The 23557-nt window shown below is 70.6% G+C and carries 17 protein-coding genes and 5 pseudogenes; 13 read left to right on the plus strand and 9 right to left on the minus strand.

Translation table 11 applies throughout. The features are described from left to right. Window positions 1–1410: gamma-aminobutyraldehyde dehydrogenase (locus GCU69_RS30510; protein ID WP_156207816.1), on the plus strand; the 1410-nt coding region annotated here is incomplete at its 5' end. 142 nt (window positions 1411–1552) lie between these two features. Here GCU69_RS30510 and GCU69_RS30515 read toward each other — a convergent pair. Then, window positions 1553–1786, minus strand: a pseudogene (locus GCU69_RS30515) (transposase); the annotation flags it as partial. Between the two features lie 306 nt (window positions 1787–2092). Between GCU69_RS30515 and GCU69_RS34890 the strand changes: the two are divergent. The 3 genes from GCU69_RS34890 to GCU69_RS30525 all read left to right on the plus strand — a co-directional run bounded on the left by GCU69_RS34890 (window position 2093) and on the right by GCU69_RS30525 (window position 3944). Next, entirely contained in the window at window positions 2093–2356 is a 264-nt protein-coding gene (locus tag GCU69_RS34890; protein ID WP_408055864.1) for an ATP-binding protein, read from the plus strand. 89 nt (window positions 2357–2445) lie between these two features. Beyond that, window positions 2446–3180, plus strand: a complete 735-nt coding sequence (locus GCU69_RS30520) for a response regulator (protein ID WP_156207817.1) — start codon at window positions 2446–2448, stop codon at window positions 3178–3180. A 194-nt stretch (window positions 3181–3374) separates the two neighbouring features. Beyond that, entirely contained in the window at window positions 3375–3944 is a 570-nt protein-coding gene (locus GCU69_RS30525; RefSeq protein ID WP_268969343.1) for an alpha/beta hydrolase family protein, read from the plus strand. On the opposite strand, the gene GCU69_RS30530 is transcribed toward GCU69_RS30525, so the two are convergent. After that, the gene (locus tag GCU69_RS30530; RefSeq protein ID WP_218038005.1) at window positions 3941–4432 is read right to left on the minus strand and encodes a Rieske (2Fe-2S) protein; all 492 of its coding nucleotides are present in this window, start codon (window positions 4430–4432) and stop codon (window positions 3941–3943) included. The genes GCU69_RS30525 and GCU69_RS30530 overlap by 4 nt on opposite strands. A 12-nt stretch (window positions 4433–4444) precedes the next feature. After that, window positions 4445–5668: a monooxygenase gene (locus tag GCU69_RS30535; RefSeq protein WP_156207819.1), complete on the minus strand. Its 1224-nt coding sequence runs from the start codon at window positions 5666–5668 to the stop codon at window positions 4445–4447. 203 nt (window positions 5669–5871) lie between these two features. On the opposite strand from GCU69_RS30535, the pseudogene GCU69_RS34655 reads away from it, so the two are divergent. Further along, window positions 5872–6508, plus strand: a pseudogene (locus GCU69_RS34655) (transposase); the annotation flags it as partial. A 349-nt stretch (window positions 6509–6857) separates the two neighbouring features. On the opposite strand, the gene GCU69_RS30545 reads toward GCU69_RS34655, so the two are convergent. Both GCU69_RS30545 and GCU69_RS30550 read right to left on the minus strand, forming a co-directional pair. Next, complete coding sequence (locus tag GCU69_RS30545; protein WP_156207821.1) at window positions 6858–8309, minus strand: HAMP domain-containing sensor histidine kinase; 1452 nt, start codon at window positions 8307–8309, stop codon at window positions 6858–6860. Continuing rightward, a complete protein-coding gene (locus GCU69_RS30550; RefSeq protein WP_098750758.1) occupies window positions 8306–8998 on the minus strand; it encodes a response regulator transcription factor in 693 nt (230 codons plus the stop codon). The genes GCU69_RS30545 and GCU69_RS30550 overlap by 4 nt, the downstream gene beginning before the upstream one ends. 222 nt (window positions 8999–9220) lie before the next feature. On the opposite strand from GCU69_RS30550, the pseudogene GCU69_RS30555 reads away from it, so the two are divergent. From GCU69_RS30555 to GCU69_RS30565, 4 genes and pseudogenes are all read left to right on the plus strand, one after another. After that, window positions 9221–9601: pseudogene (locus GCU69_RS30555) on the plus strand (winged helix-turn-helix domain-containing protein); the annotation flags it as partial. Further along, window positions 9591–9818: pseudogene (locus GCU69_RS34225) on the plus strand (DUF6010 family protein); the annotation flags it as partial. The pseudogenes GCU69_RS30555 and GCU69_RS34225, both read left to right, overlap by 11 nt. 98 nt (window positions 9819–9916) lie before the next feature. Further along, window positions 9917–10658: pseudogene (locus GCU69_RS30560) on the plus strand (IS5 family transposase); the annotation flags it as partial. A gap of 122 nt (window positions 10659–10780) precedes the next feature. Continuing rightward, window positions 10781–11188: a hypothetical protein gene (locus tag GCU69_RS30565; RefSeq protein WP_098750757.1), complete on the plus strand. Its 408-nt coding sequence runs from the start codon at window positions 10781–10783 to the stop codon at window positions 11186–11188. 1288 nt (window positions 11189–12476) lie between these two features. On the opposite strand, the gene GCU69_RS30570 is transcribed toward GCU69_RS30565, so the two are convergent. Next, the gene (locus GCU69_RS30570) at window positions 12477–13967 is read right to left on the minus strand and encodes a carboxylesterase/lipase family protein (RefSeq protein ID WP_156207822.1); all 1491 of its coding nucleotides are present in this window, start codon (window positions 13965–13967) and stop codon (window positions 12477–12479) included. Window positions 13968–14062: 95 nt separating this feature from the next. On the opposite strand from GCU69_RS30570, the gene GCU69_RS30575 reads away from it, so the two are divergent. After that, window positions 14063–14662, plus strand: a complete 600-nt coding sequence (locus tag GCU69_RS30575; RefSeq protein ID WP_098750755.1) for a TetR/AcrR family transcriptional regulator — start codon at window positions 14063–14065, stop codon at window positions 14660–14662. On the opposite strand, the gene GCU69_RS33320 is transcribed toward GCU69_RS30575, so the two are convergent. Then, window positions 14649–15161 (minus strand): Tn3 family transposase, encoded by a 513-nt coding sequence (locus GCU69_RS33320; protein WP_218038006.1) that lies wholly within the window; start codon window positions 15159–15161, stop codon window positions 14649–14651. The two genes, GCU69_RS30575 and GCU69_RS33320, sit on opposite strands and share 14 nt — an antisense overlap. Window positions 15162–15424: 263 nt before the next feature. On the opposite strand from GCU69_RS33320, the gene GCU69_RS33100 reads away from it, so the two are divergent. Beyond that, a complete protein-coding gene (locus GCU69_RS33100; protein ID WP_176604682.1) occupies window positions 15425–15748 on the plus strand; it encodes a hypothetical protein in 324 nt (107 codons plus the stop codon). 1299 nt (window positions 15749–17047) lie between these two features. Here the strand turns inward: GCU69_RS33100 and GCU69_RS30590 are convergent. Further along, entirely contained in the window at window positions 17048–17506 is a 459-nt protein-coding gene (locus tag GCU69_RS30590) for a cyclic nucleotide-binding domain-containing protein (protein WP_098754988.1), read from the minus strand. Window positions 17507–17896: 390 nt separating this feature from the next. On the opposite strand from GCU69_RS30590, the gene GCU69_RS30595 reads away from it, so the two are divergent. Together GCU69_RS30595 and GCU69_RS30600 are read left to right on the plus strand one after the other, a co-directional pair. After that, window positions 17897–18772 carry a universal stress protein gene (locus GCU69_RS30595; protein ID WP_268969344.1) on the plus strand — a complete coding sequence of 292 codons (876 nt, stop codon included), beginning with the start codon at window positions 17897–17899 and terminating at the stop codon, window positions 18770–18772. Window positions 18773–19074: 302 nt separating this feature from the next. Continuing rightward, window positions 19075–20793: a sensor histidine kinase gene (locus tag GCU69_RS30600; protein WP_235978809.1), complete on the plus strand. Its 1719-nt coding sequence runs from the start codon at window positions 19075–19077 to the stop codon at window positions 20791–20793. A gap of 69 nt (window positions 20794–20862) precedes the next feature. On the opposite strand, the gene adhE is transcribed toward GCU69_RS30600, so the two are convergent. Then, on the minus strand, window positions 20863–23514 hold the full coding sequence (adhE, locus tag GCU69_RS30605; protein ID WP_156207824.1) for a bifunctional acetaldehyde-CoA/alcohol dehydrogenase: 2652 nt from the start codon (window positions 23512–23514) through the stop codon (window positions 20863–20865). Between the last annotated feature and the right edge of the window lie 43 nt (window positions 23515–23557).

Consider the following 23557-nt stretch of genomic DNA (forward strand, 5'->3'; position numbering starts at 1 on the left):
CTGCGCAACTACATCGACGGGGAGTTCCGGGACGCCGCCGACGGCCGGACCACCGAGGTGGTCGATCCGGCCACCGGCCGGGCCTACGCCACCGCCCCGCTCTCCGCCGCCGCGGACGTCGACGCCGCCATGGCCGCGGCCGACGCGGCCTTCCCGGCCTGGCGCGACCTCGTACCGGGCGAGCGCCAGAAGGCCCTCCTGAAGATCGCCGACGCGGTCGAGGCGCGCGCCGACGAACTGCTGGCCGCCGAGTGCGAGAACACCGGCAAGCCGCTGGAGCTGACCCGGCAGGAGGAACTGCCGATGATGCTCGACCAGATCCGCTTCTTCGCGGGCGCGGCCCGGATGCTCGAAGGCCGCTCGGCCGGCGAGTACATGGAGGGCCTGACCTCCATCGTCCGCCGTGAGCCGGTCGGGGTCTGCGCGCAGGTCGCGCCGTGGAACTACCCGATGATGATGGCCGTGTGGAAGTTCGCCCCGGCGCTCGCCGCGGGCAACACCGTCGTCCTCAAGCCGTCCGACACCACCCCGGCGTCCACCGTCCTGCTCGCCGAGATCATCGGTTCGATCGTGCCGAAGGGCGTCTTCAACGTCGTCTGCGGCGACCGCGACACCGGGCGGCTCATGGTCGAGCACCGAACCCCGGCGATGGCCTCCATCACCGGTTCGGTCCGCGCCGGCATGCAGGTCGCCGAGAGCGCCGCGAAGGACCTCAAGCGGGTGCACCTGGAGCTGGGCGGCAAGGCGCCGGTCGTCGTGTTCGAGGACGCCGACATCGCCAAGGCCGTCGAAGGCATCTGCGAGGCGGGCTACTTCAACGCGGGCCAGGACTGCACGGCCGCCACCCGGGTGCTCGTCCACGCCTCCGTGCACGACGAGTTCGTGAGCGCCCTGGCCAAGGCCGCCGCCGACGCCAGGACCGGTCCCGGCGAGGACGACCCGTTCTTCGGCCCGCTCAACAACGCCAACCAGCTGGAGCAGGTCAGCGGCTTCATCGAGCGGCTCCCGGCGCACGCCAAGGTCGAGGCGGGCGGCCACCGGGTCGGCGACCGGGGCTACTTCTACGCGGCGACCGTCGTCTCCGGCCTCCGCCAGGACGACGAGATCATCCAGAACGAGGTCTTCGGCCCGGTCATCACCGTCCAGTCCTTCTCGGACGAGTCCGAGGCCGTCGAGCACGCGAACGGTGTCGACTACGCCCTGGCCTCCTCGGTGTGGACCAAGGACCACGGCCGCGCCATGCGCATGTCCAAGGCCCTGGACTTCGGCTGCGTGTGGATCAACACACACATCCCGCTGGTCGCGGAGATGCCACACGGCGGCTTCAAGAAATCCGGCTACGGCAAGGACCTCTCGGCGTACGGCTTCGAGGACTACACCCGCATCAAGCACGTCATGACCGCCCTGTAAGCGGCGGTCGCGGGAGGGGCGGGGCGGCCGTGGCACACGGCCGCCCCGCCCTGCTCGACGTCCGGGAGGGTCACCGGGGGACCATCGCTGTCGCCGATCCGGGCGTCCGGGAAGCACGTATCTCGATCGTCTCGTCGACGTAATCCGCGAGGCAGTCCCCGCCCAGCGCGACCGCCAGCGCCACGTCCAGCAGGCCCTTCCCCGGATCGTGCACCGCCCGAGTCTTCCGCCACGGCGCCAGCGCCGCGGATATCGCCGTGTCCAAGCCGGCCCTGCGGACGGCCTCGACCAGCAGCACGTCCCCGACCTGCGAGACCACTGCCCGGCCACCGCCCTCGATGCGGATACGCGGGTAGGACCCGGCACGCTTCTTCACCTGGAGAGTGCTTCTTCCCGTGCAGCCAACAGGACCCTGGACAAACCCCATCGTTGCAGCTCAGGAGCACTCTCTGCTTGTTTGATCAAGCCTCGGACCCCACCTCGTGAAAGCACGAGGCCAGAGCTGTTGCCGAGGAGCCTCGGCTGCTTCCGTGCGCAAGTGTCTCCCGGCCCCGATCGAGACAAGCGTGATCATCGAGCACCGCAGGAGTCGAACGTCGCGCTGGAGCACGAGATCCGAGCGCTGCGAAGTCGGCTGTTGCAATGATTGCGATCCGGCAGCCCCGGCCCGCTGGGCCCGGGCATGCAACTGGCCGCCCTCCGCATCGTGCAGGAGGCTCTGACCAACGCCCTCAAACACGCCGGCCCGCGCACCACCGTCTGCCCGAGCCTGGCCGCCGACTCCTGCCAGGTCCACATCGTCGTGCACGACAGCGGCCCGCCCGACGACGAACCCGCGCCGGCGGCCAACCGGCCTGAGCGCCGTTTTAACAGTCGTCTCAGGTTCGCTCGGTATGAAATAGGCGTCGCCGGGCGACGCGGGTCGCGGCCTCGCAGGCATGGCTGAACGCGCCGCGATCTACGGCGGCACGCTCAGCGCCGACCCCGCATCGGACGGCGGCTGGACCGTCTACGCGACCCTGAAGGCAGCCATTCATGATCTCCGTGCTCGTGGTGGACGCCCAGCCGCTGCAGCGCTTCGGGTTTCGCATGCTGCTGGAGAGCACCCCCGACACCAAGATCGTCGGCGAGGCCGAGAACGGCGCCGAGGCCGTTCGGTGGACCACCGAGCTGCGTCCCGACGTGGTGCTGATGGACATCCGCATGCCGGGCGTCGACGGAATCGAGGCCACCCGGCGCATCGTCGCCGCCGGTGGGCGTTCGCGGATCCTGGTGCTGACGACGTTCGACATGGACCGGTACGCGCTCGCCGCGCTGCGGGCCGGGGCGAGCGGTTTCCTGCTGAAGGACATCCCCCCGGAGGAGCTGCTCGCCGGCATCCGGGCCGTCGCCGCCGGGGCCGCAGTGATCGCGCCGGCGCTGACTCGGCGGCTGCTCGACGCGTTCGCCGACCGGCTCGGCGATGGCGGGCCCGTGCTGGAGGATCCCCGGCTGGATTCCCTGACCGGCCGCGAGCGCGAGATCCTCGTCGCCATCGGCCACGGCCTCACCAACGGCGAGATCGCGCAACGGTTCACGCTGTCGGAGTCGACGGTGAAGACCCACGTCGGGCGGGTCCTCGCCAAGATCGGCGCACGGGACCGGATCCAGGCCGTCATCCTCGCCTACGACCTGAGACTCACCCGGCCGATTCAACGTTCGTCTCGCGCGCCCGTCGGGGGCGCGACCGTAGTCCAGCCGCACCGCTCCGGGCCGGTCCGCTCGGCGTGATCGACCGCTCCACTGCCGGGTCCGCCTGCAGCCGCCCACACCACCGCCCGTCCGACTGCCACCACGCCGCACGGGTGTGAGTTCAGTGCGGACGTGTGTGAACTCAGAGCTGTCGACAAGTCACCAAAGCCGGAGCGAGCCGAAACAGGCGCGTACTGGACTCAAGCCCGTGATGTCGAGCGCTGCCCGAGCAGCTGGGGCAGGGGCGGTTGACCATCATCGGCCATGCTGCCGGCACCAGGCTCGCGATCAGCTACGCGGCGCACCATCCGGAGCGGGTCACCCGACTCCTTCTCGTCACGCCGCCATCCACCTGTCCCGTGGACGAGCCCGCCGACGCGGCGGAACTCATCGGTGAACGAAGCGGCGACCCGGTGTTCGACAAAGCTGTTGCCGCGTTCCAAGACGGCGCCGATCTGTCCGACGAGACAGCGTTCAATGCCTGGCAGCAGGCGTGCGGCCCCGATGGGGTACGCCGTCTGGACGGCAGCCGAACAGAAGCACGCACAACTGGGATGTCCGACCCCGCCGCGGCGCAGGCGTTTTTCAGCGTGCAGCCACGGAAGACCTGGCCGGAAGGCTCGCTGCCGTGCAGGCACCGACACTGGTGCTCGGTGGCGCGCAGGTGTCTGACGGGTGTGCGGCCGGTGAAGGCGTCGGCGAGGCTCTTCCCCAACGCTGATGTCGTGCTGATCGACCAGTGGGCCACTGTCCCCGGGTCGAACGGCCCGCCGAGTTCCGGCGGGCCGCCGACACCTTTCTAGGCGGTCACGACTGAGTCGCCGCTGATCTTCACCGGGATCGGGGTCAGGCCGGTGGTCGCCGGCCCCTTCTTCATGTCGCCGGTCGCGGCGTCGAAGACGCTGCCGTGGCCGGGGCATGTGATGGTGCCATCCGCCGGTTGGGAAACGGTGACGCCCGCGTGCGGGCAGACCGGGTCGAGCCCTTTGACCTCGTTCTCCGATGGCCGGACGATCAGGACTTTGCCTGACGGTCCGTCCACGATGGCCCCGCTGCCGACCGGGACGTCGGCCAGCTTGGCCAACGGCGAGCCACCGGAGCCGGAGGATCCTCCGGCGGGCGGGTTGGCGGCGGGTGTCTCGGACGAGCAGGCGGCCAGGGAAACCGGTGCGACCAGACCGGCCAGCAGGCCGCAGACAACCGTGCGGCGTGTTGGATCTGGCAAGACGATGCCTCCTGAGCGGCAAACAGTGGTGTTTTTCGGCTTGTCGGCCTCAGTGAACTTACACACGTCGACGCTTCGTCAGGACTTGCGCGGGGAGACCGTCATGATGCCGATGCACATCTCGTCGCCGGTTCCGTCGCCCCACACGACGTAGCGCGGCGGCAGCTTCTTCAACTGCGGCAGCTGTTTGCGCAGCCCCGCGTCGTGCGTACACGTCACCCGCAGCGTGTCCCCCGGACCGACCTGCACCGGCGACGGCAGCTTCACCATCCGCTGGTTGTCGAAGTCGAACTGCGGCACGTCCAGCAGGACCTTGGCCTTCGGCGTGCCCGGGTTGAGTTCGACCTTCATGGACCGCCCGAGCATGTGCATGTGACCGAAACCGGCGAACACCGTCACCGGCTCCTGCACCTCGTGGTCGCAGGACTGGGTGTCACCGGGCTCCGGCACGCCGCCCTCGTTGCACTCCTCCACCTGACGGTCCGCGAATTCGCCGACCTCCGGCCCGAACCGCTTCGTCACGTCCGCGATCGAGGCCGCCCGGTCACAGAGCGGACCCGACTCGTCGGCGGCACAGGGCAGGTCGGTCGGCGCGTCGAGCGACCACGTCTCGAGTTCCCGGGTCTGCGGCGTGCCGTCCTTCAGCCGCAGCCGCACCGCCGAACGGTCCGACCCGCCCGGCTTGCCGTCGGTCGCGAGCAGGTTGTAGTGCATCTGGAGGATGATCAGGCTGCCCGGCTCCAGCTTGAAGCCGGCGTCCTGGTCGAGCAGCGTCTCCGTGGCGCCCGGCGCCCAGGTGTCCACCCACGCCGCGCCCGGGTCGGCGCCCTCTTCGTCGCCCTCCACGTCGGCGCCGTCCACGCCGGTCCCGCCGAAACACTGCCAGCCGGGGCCGGGAGTCTTCGCGTCCTGCTCGCGCACCGCGGCAGCGCCGCCCGGCGGCACCGCGTACACGATGCCGTGGTGCGCGATGGCGACGTTCTCCGGCACGACCTGGGTCCCGGTCAGGAACGCCTCCTTGGTCAGGCCCGGATCGAGCACCTGGCACCGGTACTCGTCCACGGCGCCGTCCGGCGGCGCGGGCGTGTAGGCCTCGGCCATCTTCCGGTCGACGAACCGCTCGCCGGCGCGCAGCGGCTGCGGTGGAGCCGACGACCCGCTCGTGTGCGTGCCGTGCGATCCGGTCGCGGCGGGCGCCGCATTGTTGTCGGCGTCCGACCCGCAGGCGGCGACAGCGAACGCCGTCGCCAGCGCGATGGTGGCTGCCCCGAACCTCCGCAGTGGACTTCCAGGTTTCGTCATGGCCTGAACGCTAGGCTCGATTCCGTCCTGTTTCGTCGTACTGCGGTCGTCATCTTCGACAGGGAGGTGGTACCACGGTACTTCTCTCCGGAGCGCCGTTCGACACCCGCACGAGAATCAGACCCGTCGCAACAGGACCCGAAGTCACGCCCACGAAAGTCCGTCGGCGATGGACGGGAGCCGAACTCAGCTCAGAACCGACTCTGCGCCTGCCTGCCCACGCGGTCGACGCGCTGTTCGAGCTCACCGACACGGTGCTCTGTACCGATGGGCCGGTACGAGCCCTGGTCGGGTTGTCGTTGCCGCCCGAGCACCGGCGCGGGCACGGCGCGCCGTACGACGCGCTGAACAAGGGCCGGATCGAGGTCGAACGGCTTCATGGCGTCCTCACCGGGCTGCCGCTACCGCGGTGCGCGGGCGGCTGGTCCTGGCCGTGGACGTCAGCGCCCGGCTGCGCCCGGACGCCGCCACCAGCCCCGGCAGGTTTTTATGTCACGTCTACGGCCGCGGCAAGAACCAGGCCCAGCTGATCCCGGGCTGGCCGTACTCGTTCACCGCCGCCCCGGAACCGGGCCGGACCTCATGGACCGCGGTTCCTCGACGCCGTGCGGCCCGGCCGACGACGTCGCCGGTGTGACCGCGACCGGAAACCGGTTTGGCTGTGGTCGTCACACACCGGCGCCGCACCCGACGACGTGGAACGGCTCCGGCAGGCATCCTTGCGCCGTTTCGACCTGGAACACAACTTCCGCATGGTCGAACAGACCCTCGGCCGGACCGCCCCGAGGCTACGTGACACCGCCGCGGCCGAACCGGTGGGCCTGGCTCGTGATCACCGCGCACACCCCAGTTACGCCTCGCCCGGCACTCGACGCCCTGACCGGTCACGTCCGGGTTTCGCCCAGATGCGCTCAGCGGCCTGGCCGAGGTTGTGCCACAAATGCCAGCGGCCGGCGACTCGCGTCGCCTGTGGTGCCCCGGCTGTGGCACGGCGGCACGGACGAGATCCGGGACGGGGGCCCAGGCCCGTCCCGGGTTTTCACGAGCCCGACGGTCGCCGCCCTTTGGTCCTGCGCCACGCGCCGGGGCTGGGGTCGGCGCATCGCGGTGTCCTGCCCCGGCGGTGAGCCGCGCGGGGCCATGCCCGAGGGCCGCCGTCCCTTGTCCTGCGCCCCGCCGCGGGGGCGGGTCAGCGCACCGCGGTGCCCTCCCCGGCGGTGGGCCGCGCGATCGGGGCGGGCGGGGCCACGGCCGGAAGGCCGGCCCGAAGCAGCGCGCCACCGCGTGCGGAGCGGGCGACGGTGGCCCGGCCGCCGTGGGCGTCAACGACCCGCTGCACGATCGACAGCCCCAGACCGGATCCCGGCAACGCCCGGGCGCTGTCAGCACGGTAGAACCGGTCGAACACCCGCGGTACGTCGGCGGCGTCGATGCCCGGCCCGGCGTCGTCGACCTCAAGCACCGCCGATGCGCCCTCGGCACGGAGCCGGACCTGGACCGGCTGGTCCGAGGGGGACCACTTGCCGGCGTTGTCGATGAGGTTGAGCACCGCCCGCTCGAGCGCAGCGGGACGCCCGCTCACCCACACAGAGGCCACGTCGAGCGCGACCTCGATGTCGGGCACGCGGGAACGCACCCGGGCCGCGGCGGCCACCACCACGTCGGCGAGGTCGAGTACCTCGGTGCTCTCGTCGCTGACGTCACCGCGCGCCAGGTCGGTCAGCTCGGCGGCAAGGGTACTCAACTCGGCCACCTGAGCGCCGAGATCGCCGAGCAGCCGGGTCCGGCTCTCCGCCGGCAGTGCGCTGTCCAGGGTGCCGCGCCGATCGAGCCGCATCAGCAGCTCTACGTTGAGGCGCAGGCTGGTGAGCGGGGTCTTCAGCTCGTGGGCGGCGTCCTCGGCGAGCAGCCGCTGGGCCCGCCGGGAGTCCCGGAGCGCGGCGAGCATGTCGTTGATCGACTGGATCAGCCGCCGGATCTCGCCACCGCCCTCATCCGGGATGTCGGCGTCGAGATCCCGGGTGTGCGCGACACGTACCGCGGCGGTGGTCAGCCGGTCGATCGGTGCCAGCCCGGTCCGCGCCACGGTCCGCCCGACAAGGGCGCCGCCGACCACGCAGAGCAGCCCGATCAGCAGCATGCCCAACCCGAACCGGTTGACCGGGCTGTCGTCGACGACGCGGGCCACCTGGACCGCGCCGTCGCCCGCCCGCAGCGTGTAGATGAGGTAGCCGTCGTCGTCGCTGTCGTTCGACTCCATCAGGTCGGCCGAAGCGCCCTGCGCCACGCGCCCGGCGTGTTCGCTGACCGGGGGCAGCGCGGGTTGGCCGGCCGGCGTCCGGATCGAGCCGTCGGGCAGGATGACCCGCTCCAGCCGACCGGCTCCGGGATACGGCGGCAGCTGGACCTTCGCCAGACCGGCGCGCTCCGCGTCCGTCGCCAGGACGCGGGAGTCGGCGCGTAGCTGATTCTCGGCGGTGTCCTGCAGCTCCCAGTCCAGTAGCTCGCTGGCCACCTGGAAGGCCGCGAACACGCTGACCGCGATGGCCGTCGCCGCGATCACCGTCAGCCTGGTCCGCAGGGACCGCCGGCGCCACCATCGGGTCAGCCGGCGCGGTTCCCGGCCGGCGGGCCTGCTCACGGAGGAGTCTCCCGCAACGTGTATCCCAGGCCGCGCAGCGTGTAGATCAATCGCGGCTCACCCTCGGCCTCCATCTTGCGGCGCAGGTAGCTCACGTATACCTGGAGGTTGTTGGCGGTGGAGCTCATGCCGAAGCCCCAGATCGCCTCGAACAGCGCGTCGCGGGTCAAGACCCGGGTCGCGTTGCCCACGAGGACCTGCAGGAGGGAGAACTCGGTCCGGGTCAGGCGCAGCGGCCGCCCGCCACGCCACGCCTCGAACCGGTCGGGATCGAGCCGGACGTCGGCGAACGACAGGATCTGCGACTCCTCGTCGGTCGGCGTGCGCCGGCGCAGCAGGGCCCGCACCCGGGCCAGCAACTCCTCGGTGGCGAACGGCTTGGGCAGATAGTCGTCGGCGCCCGCGTCCAGCCCCGCGACCCGGTCGGAGACCTGGTCACGGGCGGTCAGCATCAGCACCGGCAGATCCCGACCCGCGGCCCGCAACCGCCGGCAGGTCTCCAACCCGCCGAGGCGGGGCATCATCACGTCGAGAAGCAGCAGATCCAGCGTGTCACCGCTGGCCCCACCGACCCCGTCGAGCACGGCGAGACCGTTGGTGACGATGCTGGTGTCGTAACCCTCGACCTGGAGCACCCGCTCCAGCGACGCACGGATGGCCGGGTCATCATCCGCGATCATGATCCGCACGCCGGCCCGCCCCCTTCCAGTCGATGTCTTTGCCGCTCATTCTCCCCGATCAACCTGAGGCCGGGATTAAAGCGTCGCCGCTGTGGTGCCCGCGGGCCGTGCTCTTACGGATACCTACTGAGGTTGGAATCGTGGAGTCGTGGAGGCTGATGGTTCGTCGCCCCTGCGGTATCACCGAGGCATGCGGTGTCCAAAGGGGGCGGGTTGACCGCCGAGCGACAGATGTTCCGCGAGGAGTTGCGGCTGAAGGCGGCCGAGAGGTTTGCCCAGGGCGAGGCGAGCGGGGTGATCGCCAGGGACCTGCGGGTCAGCGTCCGCTCCGTGCAGCGATGGCGGCAGACGTGGGACGAGGACGGCTCGCGGGCTCTGCGGTCACAGGGGCCGGCGTCGCTGCCGAGACTGAGCGGGAAGCAGTTCGCCCAGCTGGAGGCGGAGCTGGCCAAGGGGCCTGCCGCACACGGCTGGGAGGACCAGCGATGGACGCTCGCGCGCATCAGGACGGTGATCGGCCGGCGCTTTCATCCGGCCTACGCCATCCAGGGCGTGCGGAAACTGCTGGTACGCAACGGCTGGTCATGCCAGGTCCCGGCCCGGCGTCGGCTGGCTGCTCCACACCGCCTGGGACATGGCCCACCACCTCAAGGGCAATCCGATTCTGCCGTTCCGCCACGACGCATCTCCGGCATGTGCCATCTGTGATCCGGTCATCGCCCTGTGGTGCTTCCGCGGAGGACCTTCGCTGATCGCGCTCGTCCGCCGCCGGTTCCGGCCCGGCCGGACAGCAGACCACGCGCACGATCACGTCTCCGCCCTCTCCTGACCGGACCGCACCGGGACCCGACGGTCAGCCTGGGAGCCGGAAGACCGCCCCCGCCTCTTAGGCGGTGTCTTGATTGGTCGTGGCTCGCTGTCCGGTGCATGGGGATAGTCGATCGGCTGGTGTCGGACGAGTTGTGGCAGTTGTTCCAGGACGTCGTACCAGAGGCACCGGTGCGTCCGCAGGGTGGTGGTCGTCGGCGGTGTGATGACCGTGCGGTGCTGGCGGCGACCGTGTTCGTGGCCACGTCCGGCTGTGCCTGGCGGCAATTGCCGCCGGTGTTCGGCGCCTCCTGTCAGACGGTGCACCGGCGCTTCACCGGCTCGTCTACAGCTCGGGTCTGGGCCAAGCTGCACAGGGCGCTGTTGGATCAGCTCGGCGCCGCGGGTGAGGTCGACTGGTCGCGCTGCGCGATCGACTCGGTCAGTGTCCGGGCGGTTAAAGGGGCCCTTGACAGGACCGAATCCGACCGACCGTGGCAAGAACGGGTCGAAGGTTCACGTCATCTGCGACCGGGCCGGCTTGCCGCTGTCGGTGGGTATCTCCGCCGCCAACGTCCACGACAGCCAGGCGCTCGTGCCGTTGATGCGGGGCATCCCACCAGTTCGCTCCCGCTTCGGCCCGCGCCGGCGCCGCCCGGTCAAGCTACACGCGGACAAGGGCTACGACTTCGAGCACCTCCGTAACTGGCTGCGTCACAGGCAGGTCCTGCCGCGCATCGCCCGTCGGGGCGTGGAGAGCTCCAGCCACCTGGGCCGCCACCGCTGGGTGACCGGGCGCACCATGTCGTGGCTGAACGGCTGCCACCGCCTGCACCGCCGCTACGAACGCAAGGCCGAGCACCTTCGCCGGCATCGCCAGCGCCCTCATCCGCTACCGCCGTATGTGACGGGACCGCGAACTGCTCTCAGGCCCGTAACGGCCCCGACCAGTCCGAGCGGGCAGGCGGGTTCTATGATCCGCGCATGTCGAACATCTGGGGGCGGGCTGTCCTGCTGGCGCTGTTGACAGGAGTCACCAGCTTGGGGATCGCGCGGCTTCTGGTCGTGGATTGCGTACGAGTGCCCGCTGGCGGGGGCAGCCGGTGCGGCGCGTTCGTCCATGCGTACGACTACCTGGCCATCGTCGCGTCTATCGGCGGTTGGGGTTGTGTCCAAGTCCTACTTCGGAGCAAGCGCTACCGAGCCGACTGGCGTCCTGCCCTGGGCGTGACCGCCGGCGCGCTCATTGGCGCGGGCGTCATCATGGCGGTCGCCCCCTCGGCCCGGTTCGCCGCAGGCGTGATGCTCGTTCTCGGACTCGTCGCACCGCAGTTGGCTCGCCGGTACGAGCGCGAACCACAGCCTGAGAACCGTCGCCGTCCATGGAAGTGAAGCAACGAGCAGCCGGGCACCACCTGCCGCACGCGAGCCAATAGAGACACCGCCTTACTGCACCACCGGTCCGGCTCCCCCATGTCGGTGCTGCGCACGACCTGCAGGCAGCGGCGCCCACCGTCGACCGGCTGAAAACCCGCGCAGTGCCGCTGAGACCTTCGCCGCAGTTGGCGATGCGAGGATGCGGAAGCATACGTTCTCCGACACTGCGAGCCGTCTCCGTCACAAGGGCCAGCCGCCGGTCAGGCAGCATCTCGAACGACTCCGGGGACCCGGCGCACGGCTGACCGGTCGGGCCCGATCACCGGTGCAGGCCGCCGTTGCCGCTGAAAGACCCGGGCGTCGAAGGCCGGCGTACACCCGCACCTCGCCCCCGGCTCCCCCGGCTCGCGCCGCACGGCCGGGACCCCGGATGTCGCCCACCGCTGCTCCAGGCCGGCCAGCACCGCCGGCCTCGCGCGCGCTTCGCTCCGCGAAGACGACGCGGCGTCGCTACGCGACGGTACGTCGCGATGCTCCGCATCTCTGACGCGGCGTCACGCCGTGATGCCAGCTGGCCGCTTCGTGCCCGACTGAGATCCCGCTCTGCGACCTCTCAACGGAGCCCGCTCCGCGAAATCTGTTGCTTACTCCAGCACTGAGGGAGCGCCAGGTCCACTCGGGCGGGTCTCTGCGGAATCACACAGCAACAGAATGGGTCGTCCTCCGCGTCGAGGGCCTCCGAATCTGAGCGGCTCCGGCTCCTTGGCCGGAGTCTCCACGGCAGCACTTCCTGAGTGCTTCCTTGGTGGAGTCGTCAGCCAAAAAGTTACGGGATCTCTGAGAATCCGGGGCACTCCTGTTCGGCCCCGGCGTCCTATCTCTGACCACGGAGCGCGCTTGCAGAAATGGGCCCCCCTGTCCCAGGCACATGCCCCGCTCCGGACCTGTCGACCGCCACACCCACCACGTCCGTTAAAGACCTGTCTGCACTCTCACTCCCGCGTTCACCGGGTGTGCTCACGCTCTCGATGGACGCCTACCCGCCGGGCACCGATCTGGAGCTGCTGCCGTACGCGCCGGTGCGGCGGAGGGAGGCGGAGAGTGAACTCATCCGGGCCTTCTGGCCAGGATCATCCGTGACCTGGGCCCTCTCCCGTCGGCCTTTCCCGGCTCTTGATGTCGCCCCGTCACCTTGGGTGGGATCTGATGCGAAGCGGACCGGGAGTTGCCTGGCTGTACGCCAATTCGCGGTCCCGAGGGGAGGTGAATGGCGCGTCGCAGTCGTAGGAGCTGGCCCGGACCATTACGAATGGTCGAAGGGGGCGGGGAGGTGGCCTTCCCAGATCTGGCGGGATTCCTGTTCGGGGTAGGGCAGGGTCTTCGACTCGGCGTCCAGGACGCGGGTGAGGTGCCCGCCGGGCCGGTGGGCGGGCCAGCCCGCGTCGCCGGTGGTGACGAAGCGAACCCACGCCTCCTGGAGTTCGCGGGAGAGCGCGACGGCCTCGGGAGGAGGCTCCTCGCCGATGAGCTGGGTGCCGACGGGGCTGTCCAGCGTGCCGAACGCCAGGGGCACGTCGAGGCTGTGGCAGGCGCCCAGGATGCCGCCGAGGGCGGGGGCGACCCAGCACAGTTCGAACAGGTACGAGGTGCCGCCGGCTGCGGCGTTCGCCTCGGCCAGCTTCTGTGACGGCATGCGGAAGAGGGCGTCGGAGTACACCGTCTCCACCAGTTCCTCCGGGCCTGCCTGCGGGAACGCGGCACGGTAGGCCCGCGCGCCGCCCGGTTGAGGAGCGTGCAGTTCAAGGGCTGCGTGGGCGTCCTCCTCGGTGAAGGTGCCGTACCGTCCGCTCATGACGCTGAAGTACCGGAATTCGTCCCGGGTGTGGCCGACGAGCAGTTCGGTCCCGCTCGCGCGCGCGCCGGTCAGCGCGGGCCAGGGCGTTTCCGGGAGGATTTCGCCGTCGACGACGGGGCACAGCGCGGTACCGGTCTCCGTGAGGCGTCCCCAGCTCTCCCGGTGCGCGTGGAGGCCGGCGTTGAAGGAGGTGAGCTCGGCGGCCAGGTGCCATGGGTCGGTGTCGCGCAGGGCCTCGGCGGTGGGGGCCGCTGCGCCGAGCCGGTCCGCGAACGCGGCGGTGACCTGCCGTGCCAGCGCGGGGGTGCTGTGCAGTCCCGGCACCGAGTGGGCAATGGCCCGCCGGAACAGGCCGCGCGCCGGCTTCATCGTCAGCAGGGCGGCGACCGACCCTGCCCCGGCAGACACCCCGGCCACGGTGACCTGGCCGGGGTCGCCTCCGAAGGCGGCGATGTTGCGCTGCACCCACTCCAGCGCCGCGATCTGGTCAAGGAATCCGCGGTTGGGTGGCGCGTCGTCGAGGAACGCGAAACCCTCCGCGCCCACGCGGCAGTTGATGGTCACCACGACGAGTCCCGCCGCGGCCAGCGCTGCCGGGTCGAACATCGGGTCGCTCGACGCCGCCGAGAGGTAGCCGCCCACGGGGATCCACACCAGCACCGGCAGTCCCGCCGCGCCGGGATCCGGAGTGCCGACGTTGAGCGTCAGCCAGTCGGTGCCCTGCGGGGGCACGTCGATCGGCAGAGACAGCGGCACCACGGGGCCGAACTCGACCGCCTGCCTCGTCCCCTCCCAGCGGTGCGGCGGCACGGGCGCGGCGAAGCGGAGCGCTCCGACCGGCGGTTGGGCGTAGGGGATGCCGCGGAAGACCGCGTGCCCCTGCCGTTGGCGTCCCTGCACCACGCCCTCCGTGGTCCGTGCCTTGGGCTGTCCGGACATGGCGTTTCCTTTCCCCGAGTGGACTCCAGGATTTTGGGTCAGATGTATTATGTCGACTGTATTGGAAAGGTCCTGGTGCGAGGGAGGGGGTTGCGATGCCGAAACAGGTGGATCACCGCGGACGCCGCGAAGCGATCGCCCGCGCACTGTGGCGGGTGGTGGAGCAGCGCGGCGTCACACGGCTGACGATGCGCGTGGTGGCGCAGGAGGCGGGCATGTCACTCGGGCAGCTGCAGCACTACTTCGCCTCCCGGACCGCCATGCTTTCCTTCGCCATGGATTTCGCGTCCGAGCAGACCTCGGTGCGCGTGAACCAGGGGCTCGCAAAGCTCGGTGACCGCCCCCACCCCCGCGACGTTCTGCGGCTGACGCTCGCGGAGATGCTCCCCCTGCATGCCGACGCCCGCGCGACCAGCCGGATGAGCGCCGCGTACGTCCTGGAGGCGCTGCACGACCAGGCCGTGCACGAGCAGGCGCGCCGCGGCCTGGTCCAAGGGCGGACCCTCGTGGAGCAGTTGGTTCGCCAGGCGATCACCGACGGGTACATCGGCTCCGGCCGCGACCCGGTGACCGAGACCAACCTGCTGCTCGCCCTCACCGGCTTCGCCTCCCTGATCGAACTCGACGTGATCGAGCCCCCGGACGCGCTCGCCGCGATCGACGTGCATCTGGACCGGCTGTTCAGCGGTAGGTGACCTGCCCCTGGACGTGGGGGCAGGTGGAGACAAGATCAGCTCTGGTGCGGGCCGCGGCGCCTGGCATCGGTTGGTCGGAGATTAATGCAACGGCCGGCAGCCCTGCTGCCTCAGCCCGCCGGGCGCCGGTCCTGCGTCGCTGGTTGTCGGGGGGCGGGGTGGGTCGGGGCGGGGTGGGGCGGGGCGGGTCGGGGCGGGTTGGGCCGGGGCGAGATCGAGCCGCCGGTCCGTCTTCGGCCGGAAGGTGCCGTAGGGGTTGATGTGCGACCGGAACAGTGCCCGTCAGGCCGCGCCGGTCCCCCTGGTCCTCGGTGCTCAGCCTCTCCCAGGTCGGTTCGGCCAGGACCTGCTGGAGCAGCAGGGTGTTGACGTGGACGAGCGTGGAGTGGAGCAGGTTCAGCGCGAGCATCGATGTCTCGGCGTGTTCCTTGTCCGGGCCGGTCAGGACGCCGTTCTTGCCGTGGTGCAGCACGGTGTTCGTCGAGTTCCGGTTCTCCACGGCCCTGGGGGCCGTCGTGGACTTCGCGGCGCAGTCCGGGGCCGGCGAGGTAGTCGCGGGCGAAGATCGTGCGTACGGCGCGGCCGGGGCGGCCACGTCCAGGACCGCCAGCCCCGCCTACCCACGTGTCGTTCATCATCGGCTCCAAACCCTGCCCGACCCGGTCCGGCCTCAACCGGTTCGCTGACGCTCCACCCGTCACCCGTACAGGCGACGGACAACCGCACCTCAAGGCCCAGCGCAGCCCCCGCAGCAGGGCCACCGTGACACCGAAGTTGAAGGTCGCCGCCCGCGACGACCGGGGAAACGCCGCTGCCGCCCGGGGCAGGTCGCTGGGACAATGCGGGATAACCACGCAGCGGCCGCCGTTTCCGGTCCCGGACGAACGCGCCCACCTCTTCGTCGACAGCTACGCCGACATGCACGACCTGGTCGAGGACCTGGTCGTAGCCGACGGCGTGCCCGGAGCCGCAGCGACCGTGCTGTGCACGGCCCGCGAGCTGCTGCGCCAGTCGTACTACTGCTACGAGTTGGACCATCCCCGCACCCGCGGGGACGGGCCCGGCGCGCGTGGGAGAAGGAGGTGATCCGCGATCTGCTCCCCGCACCCGCAGGGTGGTTCCCGGCCTCCGCCTCGGTCGGTCGGTTCCCCTGCTTCCCGCACCCGCGGGGAATGGTCCGGGAATCGGGCCCGCCCGGGGGTGCCACCCCCCTTTGCTCCCCGAACCTGCGGGGACGGCTCATAGTCTGCACGTGCGGCGCCGCAATCTGCGGGAAGACGTCCCACTACCTGGCTCAGGGCTGGGCCACCCCCACCCGACGGGCCCGCTTCGTGGCCCCTGGACAGGACTCGAACCTACGCCGGAGGCGGTTGTGCCGTCATGCCTGAGACCTGATACACACACCCCTCCCGCCGGACACCACGCCTTCGTTGCGCCCCGCAGCCCCCAGCCACAGGAAGTTCATCGGAACGCTGAACGGCCGGATACCGCGCGGTGGCGGTGGGAGTGACCCGTCTGCGGATCAATGCCAAGGGGCTTGACCATGCCTTGACCGAGGCCGGTCGGCCGGATCCGGTGGAAGAGACCCCGGGTGGTCTGCAGGGATCGGCGGGCGCGCGCCAACGGTCGGGCCCGGCACCCCATCGTATGGGGAGCAGGGCCGGTGCTCCCAGTCGGGGAAACCGGGTCGGGAGCGGGCAAGGGTTTTTGGGCTGTTCGCCAGCCGGTTCGGGCCGACACTGGTGGGTGGTCACGGGGGCCGAGGGTTGACGGCGGCGCGCAGCGGCGCGACAGGGCGGGCAACGTCGACCGGATCGGGTGACGGACGAACCGGGCATGGTTGACCCGTCTGCGAGGTGGGAGCACGAGGGCTCCCAGAGGGCTCCCCGTCACTCCCACCCCCGGAACGGCAAAAGCCGTTCCCGCTACCCCCGGAAACAGCCTCCGACCTGCGATGGTGGTGGTCGGGACGACAGGATGTGAACCTGCGACCCCTTGACCCCCAGCCAGGCTCCACGCTCCGGGCTGAAGCCTTGAAAGGCCGTAGACCGCTGTACGACCCGGTCAAAGCCAGTACCCGCACGCTACCCAGTCGTCGAAGTCACGAGGACACCGGCAACCGCGCCCTCGCCCCAACCATGCGACAACCCCTGGTCTGCGGCTACGAACGCGATCCCGGGCACCCAACGACCACGACCATTGGACCGCCGTGTCCGACATGGTGCCGCGCTGACTCACCAGCAAGAAATCCGCCACCCACCCCGGCCCGAAACCCGTACGCCGCGCCCACTGAGCCGACCTCAGAAGCAGTCCTACAAGCCTTGAACGGCACATGCCCCTCTTGCGGCAGACGGCCTCGCCCGGGACGTCACCGTTCCCGGGCGTTCAGCGCAGCGGCCCGCTGCCGTAGGGTCCGTACAGGTCCAGGAGCCGTGTGCGGGTGGATCGCAGTCGGTGCCCGACGGCGCCCGCGACGAACACGGCCAAGGCCTGGCCGAGCACCGGATCGTCGACGCAGAGAGCCCGGACCGCGGCGGCGTCGAATTCCTCGGCGCGCACCGGGCTGGCCGCCTCCGCCCCCAGGTGCCACCGGTGCGGCGGGATCAGCCAGGACCAACCGAGCAAGTCCCCGCCTCCGAGTGTCTCCACGGTCGCCGCACACCGACCCGGGACGCGCACGTCCAGCGTGACGCTGCCGGTACGGATGATCCAGAAGCGGTCGGCCCGGCCGCCTTCGTCGAAGATCCGGGTAGCGATCGGGAACGCCACATCGTGGGCGAGGTGCATGAGCTTCTCACGGTGTCCTGCCGGCAGAGCTGCCAGGACCCCGGTCCTCGTGGTCATCGAAATCGTCCCTTCCCGCGGTGCCTGCCCGAGAGGTCGGTCCTCGTACGGGGCCGTCACCGCCATCGTGGGAGGTGCGCCGGTGCTGCGGCATGGGCCGACCGGCCCTCCCGCAGGACCACCTGGTCCGTGCTCCGGTACGGCACAGACGGTGAACGGTCCAACTCCGCGCGCCCGGACGTCCGCGTCCCGCGCAAGGGTCCGCACACGGTCGAGTCGACTCGGGCAACGGGGCCGTACGGCCCCGCGAGGGACTGTCGGCCTCTCCCGCGCCGCCGTGCCGCGTGGCGATGCTGGCAGCGTGCACCCGCATACGGCCCGCTGTCCGCGGCCCGGACCCGTGCACTCGAATCGGAGGTGTTTCCTGTGCGCCGACTCGTTGTCACCGGCGTGGACGGTTCTTGCGAAAGCATGGCTGCGGCGGACTGGGCGGCCCAGGAGTCGCTGCGCCGTGACCGGCCGCTGCGGGTCGTGCGCGCCTTTGAGTGGCTGCCCCGGCAAGAAGCCGTCCTGGCCGACCGCGACACGCTGACGCGACAGGCGCAGGACGATTTGCGTGAGGTCGGGGAGGCGTTACGCGGTCGCTATCCCTCGCTGTGCGTCACCACGGAACTGCTCCGGGGGCCGAAGGTGCAGACTCTGCTGGACGCGACCGGGGGCGCCGAACTTCTCGTCCTGGGTTCACGCGGACTCGGTGGCTTCGCCGGGTTTCTGATCGGTTCCGTGGGGCTTGCGACCCTTGCACGGACGCAGTGCCCCGTCGTGCTCGTACGGACTGTCGAGTCCACGGCCGTCGAGCGCACACCGGAGCTCGAAGTGCCGGACCCGGTGACGTCCGGCCTGCCGCAGGTGGTGCTCGGCATCGATGTCCGTCGATCGTGCGACGAACTGATCCGCTTCGCCTTCGAGACCGCCGCCACGCGCCGTGCGCCACTGCACGCCGTCCATGTCCGGGATCTCCCGCCCATGAACGCGTTCGAGCCACGGCCCGAGGGGGACGCTGTTCCGGGGCCGTGGGCGGAGGCCACGCGTCTGCTGACCGCCACCCTGCGCCCCTGGCGGGACAAGTTCCCGGACGTGCCGGTGACAGAGGAGGTCGCGACCGGCAAGCCGGTGCGGTCCCTGCTGAACAGCGCTTCCGGTGCGGGGTTGCTGGTCGTCGGCCGCCGGGCGCGCCGGGCGCGGCTCGGAGCCCGGATCGGCCCGGTCACCCATGCGGTGCTGCATCGCACCCGCTGCCCCGTCGCCATCGTACCACATTCCTGACGGCTGCCGTGTCCGCCCTGTTCCGACACCCAGGACAGGGCGTGCATGTCGGAACAGGGCCTGCCCGGCGCGGCGCCGTCGGTGGCTGGGCTCCCGGGCCCGGCACCGGGGCTGCCGGTCACCACCCTCCGGCCATGTCCTCTGACGTCGTGTGCTGTTGGGCCGGCCTCCGCCGTGCACGGGGCCGACCGGCAGAAGCATGGAGGTCTACTGCCTCTCCTGTCCAGTGGTTACGGTGTCCGCAGCGCCGGTGCAGATTCCGACGGCCCCGGCCCGGTTGACCGTGACCTTGAGGAGAGCTGGTGGGCGAGGACACCGTCAAAGGCGGGGATAGCCTGCCCCGTCTGGGGCTGGACGAGCTGCTGGATGAGCTTCAAGTCCGCATCGACGCCGTGCGGGGCACCCAACACCGGGTGCACAGTTTGCTGGAAGCGGTGCTCTCCGTGGGCCGGGAGCTGGATCTGGCACAAGTGCTGCGGCGCATCGTGGAGTCGGCCACGGTCCTGGTCGACGCCGAGTACGGGGCTCTGGGCGTGATCGGCGAGGACCAGCGCCTCTCCCAGTTCCTCACGGTGGGTATCGATGAGGAGCAGCATGCCGCGATTGGCCCCCTCCCCTCCGGGCACGGCATTCTCGGCGAACTGATCCGGCATCCCGAACCGTTGCGGCTGGCGGAGCTGTCACGGCACCCCGCGTCGTACGGCTTCCCGGCGAACCATCCGCCGATGCGCTCTTTCCTCGGCGTGCCCATCCGAGTGCGTGACCAGGTGTTCGGGAATCTCTATCTGACCGAGAAGCATGGCGGCAGGGAGTTCGACAGCGAGGACGAGAGCGTACTCTCCACCCTCGCCGTGGCGGCCGGTGTCGCCATCGAGAACGCCCGGCTCTACGAGGAGGCCCGCTACCGCCGGCGCTGGCTGGAGGCCAGCGCGGCCGTTACCAGCAGCCTGTTCTCCGGCACGGACGAGGCTGGGGTCCTTGGCCTGATCATGGAGCACGCACAGGACATTCTCGCGGCGGATCTCGGTGTGCTCGCGGTGCCCGTCGAGGGGTCCGACGACTTACGGGTGGCCCTGGCCAACGGCACCGAGGCAGCGGCCCACAGCGATCTGGTGCTGCCACGCGAGGGCTCCTTCATGGGCGCCGCAATCGCGGCCGGCGAGGCGACCACCAGCGGCCACATAGCGAAGGATCCCCGGGTCAACGCCGGACCGCCGCGCTGGGCTGGACTCGGCCCGGCTGTCGCGGTGCCGATGGGCACCAGCGGCGGCGTCCGCGGCGTGCTGCTGCTGGCCCGGTGTGAGGGTTCCCCCCTCTTCTCCCAGGTCGAGACGGCCCCTCTGCTGAGCTTCGCCCAGGCGGCTGCACTGGCCATGGAGCTGGCCGAGCGACGCCGGGACGCCGAACAGCTGGCGCTGTACGAGGACCGGGACCGCATCGCGCGGGACCTGCACGACCTGGCGATCCAGCGGCTCTTCGCCACCGGAATGACCTTGCAGAGCACCGTGCGGTACGTGCAGCACCCGGAAGGCTCGGAGCGACTGCTGCGGGCGGTGGACGACCTGGACGAAACGATCAAGATCATCAGGTCGACGATTTTCGGGCTCCGTTCGCACGAAGGGGGCACTGCGGCCAGAGGGCTCCGAGTGCGGGCCGCCAGAACGGTCGAGGAGGCCGTTCCGGCGCTTGGCTTCACCCCTTCACTGCGCCTGGAGGGACTGGTGGACACCGATGTGCCACAGCCCGTGAAAGATCATGTTGTGGCGGTGCTGGGAGAGGCACTGGCCAATGTCGCCCGGCACGCGGGGGCCGGCTCCGCCGACATCTCGCTGGTCGTCCGCTCGGGGAAGCTGACGCTGACCGTCACGGACAACGGCGTGGGCGTCCCGAAGGGCGGTCGCCGCAGCGGCCTGCGTAATCTCGCTGCCCGGGCCGAGGGGCTGGGTGGCAAGCTGTCGCTCGCCGTACCTCCCGGCGGCGGGACCCGCCTGGTGTGGCGCGTCCCCCTCGTTCGCGGCTGAGCGGATTGCCGCACCGGTCCTGTCCCGCCTGTGGTCACGGGCGGGACAGGACCGGTGCGGTTCCCGGGCCTACCGCGGGGAGTCTCCGGACGCCGCCGGGCCGTAGTAGGCGGTGCGCATGAGCTCCTGCATGTCGTCGGTCATCGGCATGCGAGGGTTGGCGGGGGCGCACTGGTCTTCGAAAGCGTTCAGTGCCTGCCGGGGCAGGGCCTCGAGGAAGGTGTTCTCGTCGATGCCCAGGGCTCGGAAGGAGGGCTCGACACCGACCGCGTCCCGCAGCTGTTCCACGGCCGCGGCGTAGGAGGCGACGCCCTCGGCCGGGGTGGCGGCCGGCAGGCCCAGGGCGCGGGCGACGTCCTGGAAGCGTTCGGGGGCCCGGTAGTGCTCGTACTTGGGCCAGCCGGTGAGCTTCGCCGGGACCTCACCGTTGTAGCGGATGACGTGCGGCAGCAGGACCGCGTTCGTGCGACCGTGGGCGATGTGGAAGGTCGCCCCGAGGGTGTGCGACATCGCGTGGACGATGCCGAGGAAGGCGTTGCCGAAGGCCATCCCGGCGATGGTGCCGGCGTTGTGGACCTTCTCCTGCGCCTCGGGGTGCGCGGCCCGGTCGTTCACGGCCGGTTCGAGGTGTTCGAAGATCAGCTTGATGGCGTGCAGGGCCAGTCCGTCGGTGAAGTCGTTGGCGTACACCGACACATACGCCTCGGTGGCGTGGGTGAGGGCGTCGAAGCCGCTGTCGGCGGCCAGGGCCGGGGGCAGGTCCGCGGTCAGCAGCGGGTCGACGATGGCCACGCTCGGGGTGAGGGCGTAGTCGGCCAGCGGGTACTTCCGCCCGGTCGACGGGTCGGAGATGACCGCGAACGGGGTGACCTCCGCCCCGGTGCCGGACGTGGTGGGGATGCACACCAGGCGGGCCCGCTCGCCCGGAGCGGGGAAGCGGAAGGCCCGCTTGCGGATGTCGGAGAACTTCTGCCGCATGTCGGAGAAGTCGATGTCCGGCTGCTCGTACAACAGCCACATCACCTTGGCCGCGTCCATGGGGGATCCGCCGCCGACGGCGATGACGGTGTCCGGGCGGAAGTCACGCATGAGGCCGGCGCCGTGCCGGACGGAGTCGATGCTCGGCTCGGGCTCGACATTGTCGATGATCTGTACGGTGACGGGCTCCGGCCTGCTCCGCAGGACGTGCGTCACGCGGTCGACGTAGCCGAGCCGGGTCATGGTGGCGTCGGTGACGACGGTGACACGGCGGATGCCGGGCATCGCTGTCAGATAGCGGATGGCCTGCGGCTCGAAGTAGATCTTCGGCGGCACCTTGAACCACTGGAGGTTGTTCCGCCGCGTGGTGACGCGCTTGACGTTCAGCAGATGGGCGGCGGAGACGTTGTCGGACACCGAGGTCCGGCCCCAGGAGCCACAGCCGAGGGTCAGCGACGGCAGCAGGCTGTTGTACACGCCGCCGATGGCTCCCTGGGAGGCCGGGGCGTTGACGATGATGCGTACCGTCTTCATCCGCCGGCCGAACTCCTCGGCCAGGTCCGGTTCCCCGGTGTGGACGACGGCACTGTGCCCCTGCCCGTGGAAGGCGACCATGGCGGCGGCCAGGTCGAAGCCCTGCTGGGTCGTGTCCGCGCGCAGCACGGCCAGCACCGGGCACAGCTTCTCCCGCGTCAGCGGCTCGTCAGGACCGACGCGGCCGGCCTCGACGAGGATGACCGAGGTGTTCCCGGGGACGGTGAAGCCCGCCTGTTCGGCGATCCAGGCCGGGCTGCGGCCCACGGCCGCGGGGTTGACCCGCCCGCAGCCCGCAGCGGGGAAGAGGAACTCCTCCAGCTGTCGTTTCTGGTCCGCGTCGGCCAGGTGGGCGTGGAGGGCGCGGAACTCCGCCAGGGCCGCATCGTAGATCTCGGTGTCCAGGATGACGCCCTGCTCCGAGGCGCAGATCATTCCGTTGTCGAAGGACTTCGAGAGCACCAGGTCGTTGACGGCCCGTCGCAGCCGGGCGCTGCGGTGCACGTAAGCGGGGACGTTTCCGGCGCCGACGCCCAAGGCGGGCTTGCCGGCCGAGTAGGCCGCCTTGACCATGCTGTTGCCACCGGTGGCGAGGATCAGGGCGATACCGGGGTGGCGCATCAGCAGCCCGGTGGCCTCGATCGAAGGGGTTTCGATCCACTGCACGCAGTGTTCGGGGGCGCCCGCGGCGACGGCCGCGTCCCGGACGGTACGGGCGGCCTCGGCGCTGCACCGCTGGGCGGAGGGGTGGAAGGCGAAGACGACCGGGTTGCGGGCCTTCAGGGCCAGCAGCGCCTTGAACACGGTGGTGGAGGTCGGGTTGGTGACGGGAGTGACCGCGCAGAGGACGCCGACCGGCTCGGCGATCTCGATGATGCCCTCCGTGTCGTTGCGGGCGACGACACCGACGGTCTTCATCCCCGCCATGCTGTGGGTCACATGCTCGCACGCGAACATGTTCTTGGCGGCCTTGTCCTCGAAGACCCCGCGGCCGGTCTCGTCCACCGCCAGCCGGGCCAGGCCGGTGTGCCGGTCCAGAGCGGCCACCGACGCCTTGGCCACAATGTGGTCGATCCGCTCCTGATCGAGCGAGGCGTAGTCGTCCAGTGCCTTCAGACCGTTCGTCACCAGGCGGTCAACGGCGATGGTGGTGTCGGAGGGCACAGCTCCGGCGGTGGCGGGCCGGGGTCCGGCATCGGATCGGGTCATGGAAGGCGCCTCCGTCATCGGGTCGCGTCAGCGGCAGGGGGCA

This window comes from Streptomyces lycii (assembly GCF_009735685.1).
GTDB lineage: Bacteria > Actinomycetota > Actinomycetes > Streptomycetales > Streptomycetaceae > Streptomyces > Streptomyces lycii.

Bases quoted from the DNA above. Each gene is read 5' to 3' on its own strand.
- GCU69_RS30570 (WP_156207822.1), bottom strand. From the start codon at position 13,967: ATGTCCGGACAGCCCAAGGCACGGACCACGGAGGGCGTGGTGCAGGGA.
- GCU69_RS30520 (WP_156207817.1), top strand. From the start codon at position 2,446: ATGATCTCCGTGCTCGTGGTGGACGCCCAGCCGCTGCAGCGCTTCGGG.
- GCU69_RS30565 (WP_098750757.1), top strand. From the start codon at position 10,781: ATGTCGAACATCTGGGGGCGGGCTGTCCTGCTGGCGCTGTTGACAGGA.
- GCU69_RS30590 (WP_098754988.1), bottom strand. From the start codon at position 17,506: ATGACCACGAGGACCGGGGTCCTGGCAGCTCTGCCGGCAGGACACCGT.
- GCU69_RS30575 (WP_098750755.1), top strand. From the start codon at position 14,063: ATGCCGAAACAGGTGGATCACCGCGGACGCCGCGAAGCGATCGCCCGC.
- GCU69_RS30535 (WP_156207819.1), bottom strand. From the start codon at position 5,668: ATGACGAAACCTGGAAGTCCACTGCGGAGGTTCGGGGCAGCCACCATC.
- adhE (WP_156207824.1), bottom strand. From the start codon at position 23,514: ATGACCCGATCCGATGCCGGACCCCGGCCCGCCACCGCCGGAGCTGTG.
- GCU69_RS34890 (WP_408055864.1), top strand. From the start codon at position 2,093: ATGCAACTGGCCGCCCTCCGCATCGTGCAGGAGGCTCTGACCAACGCC.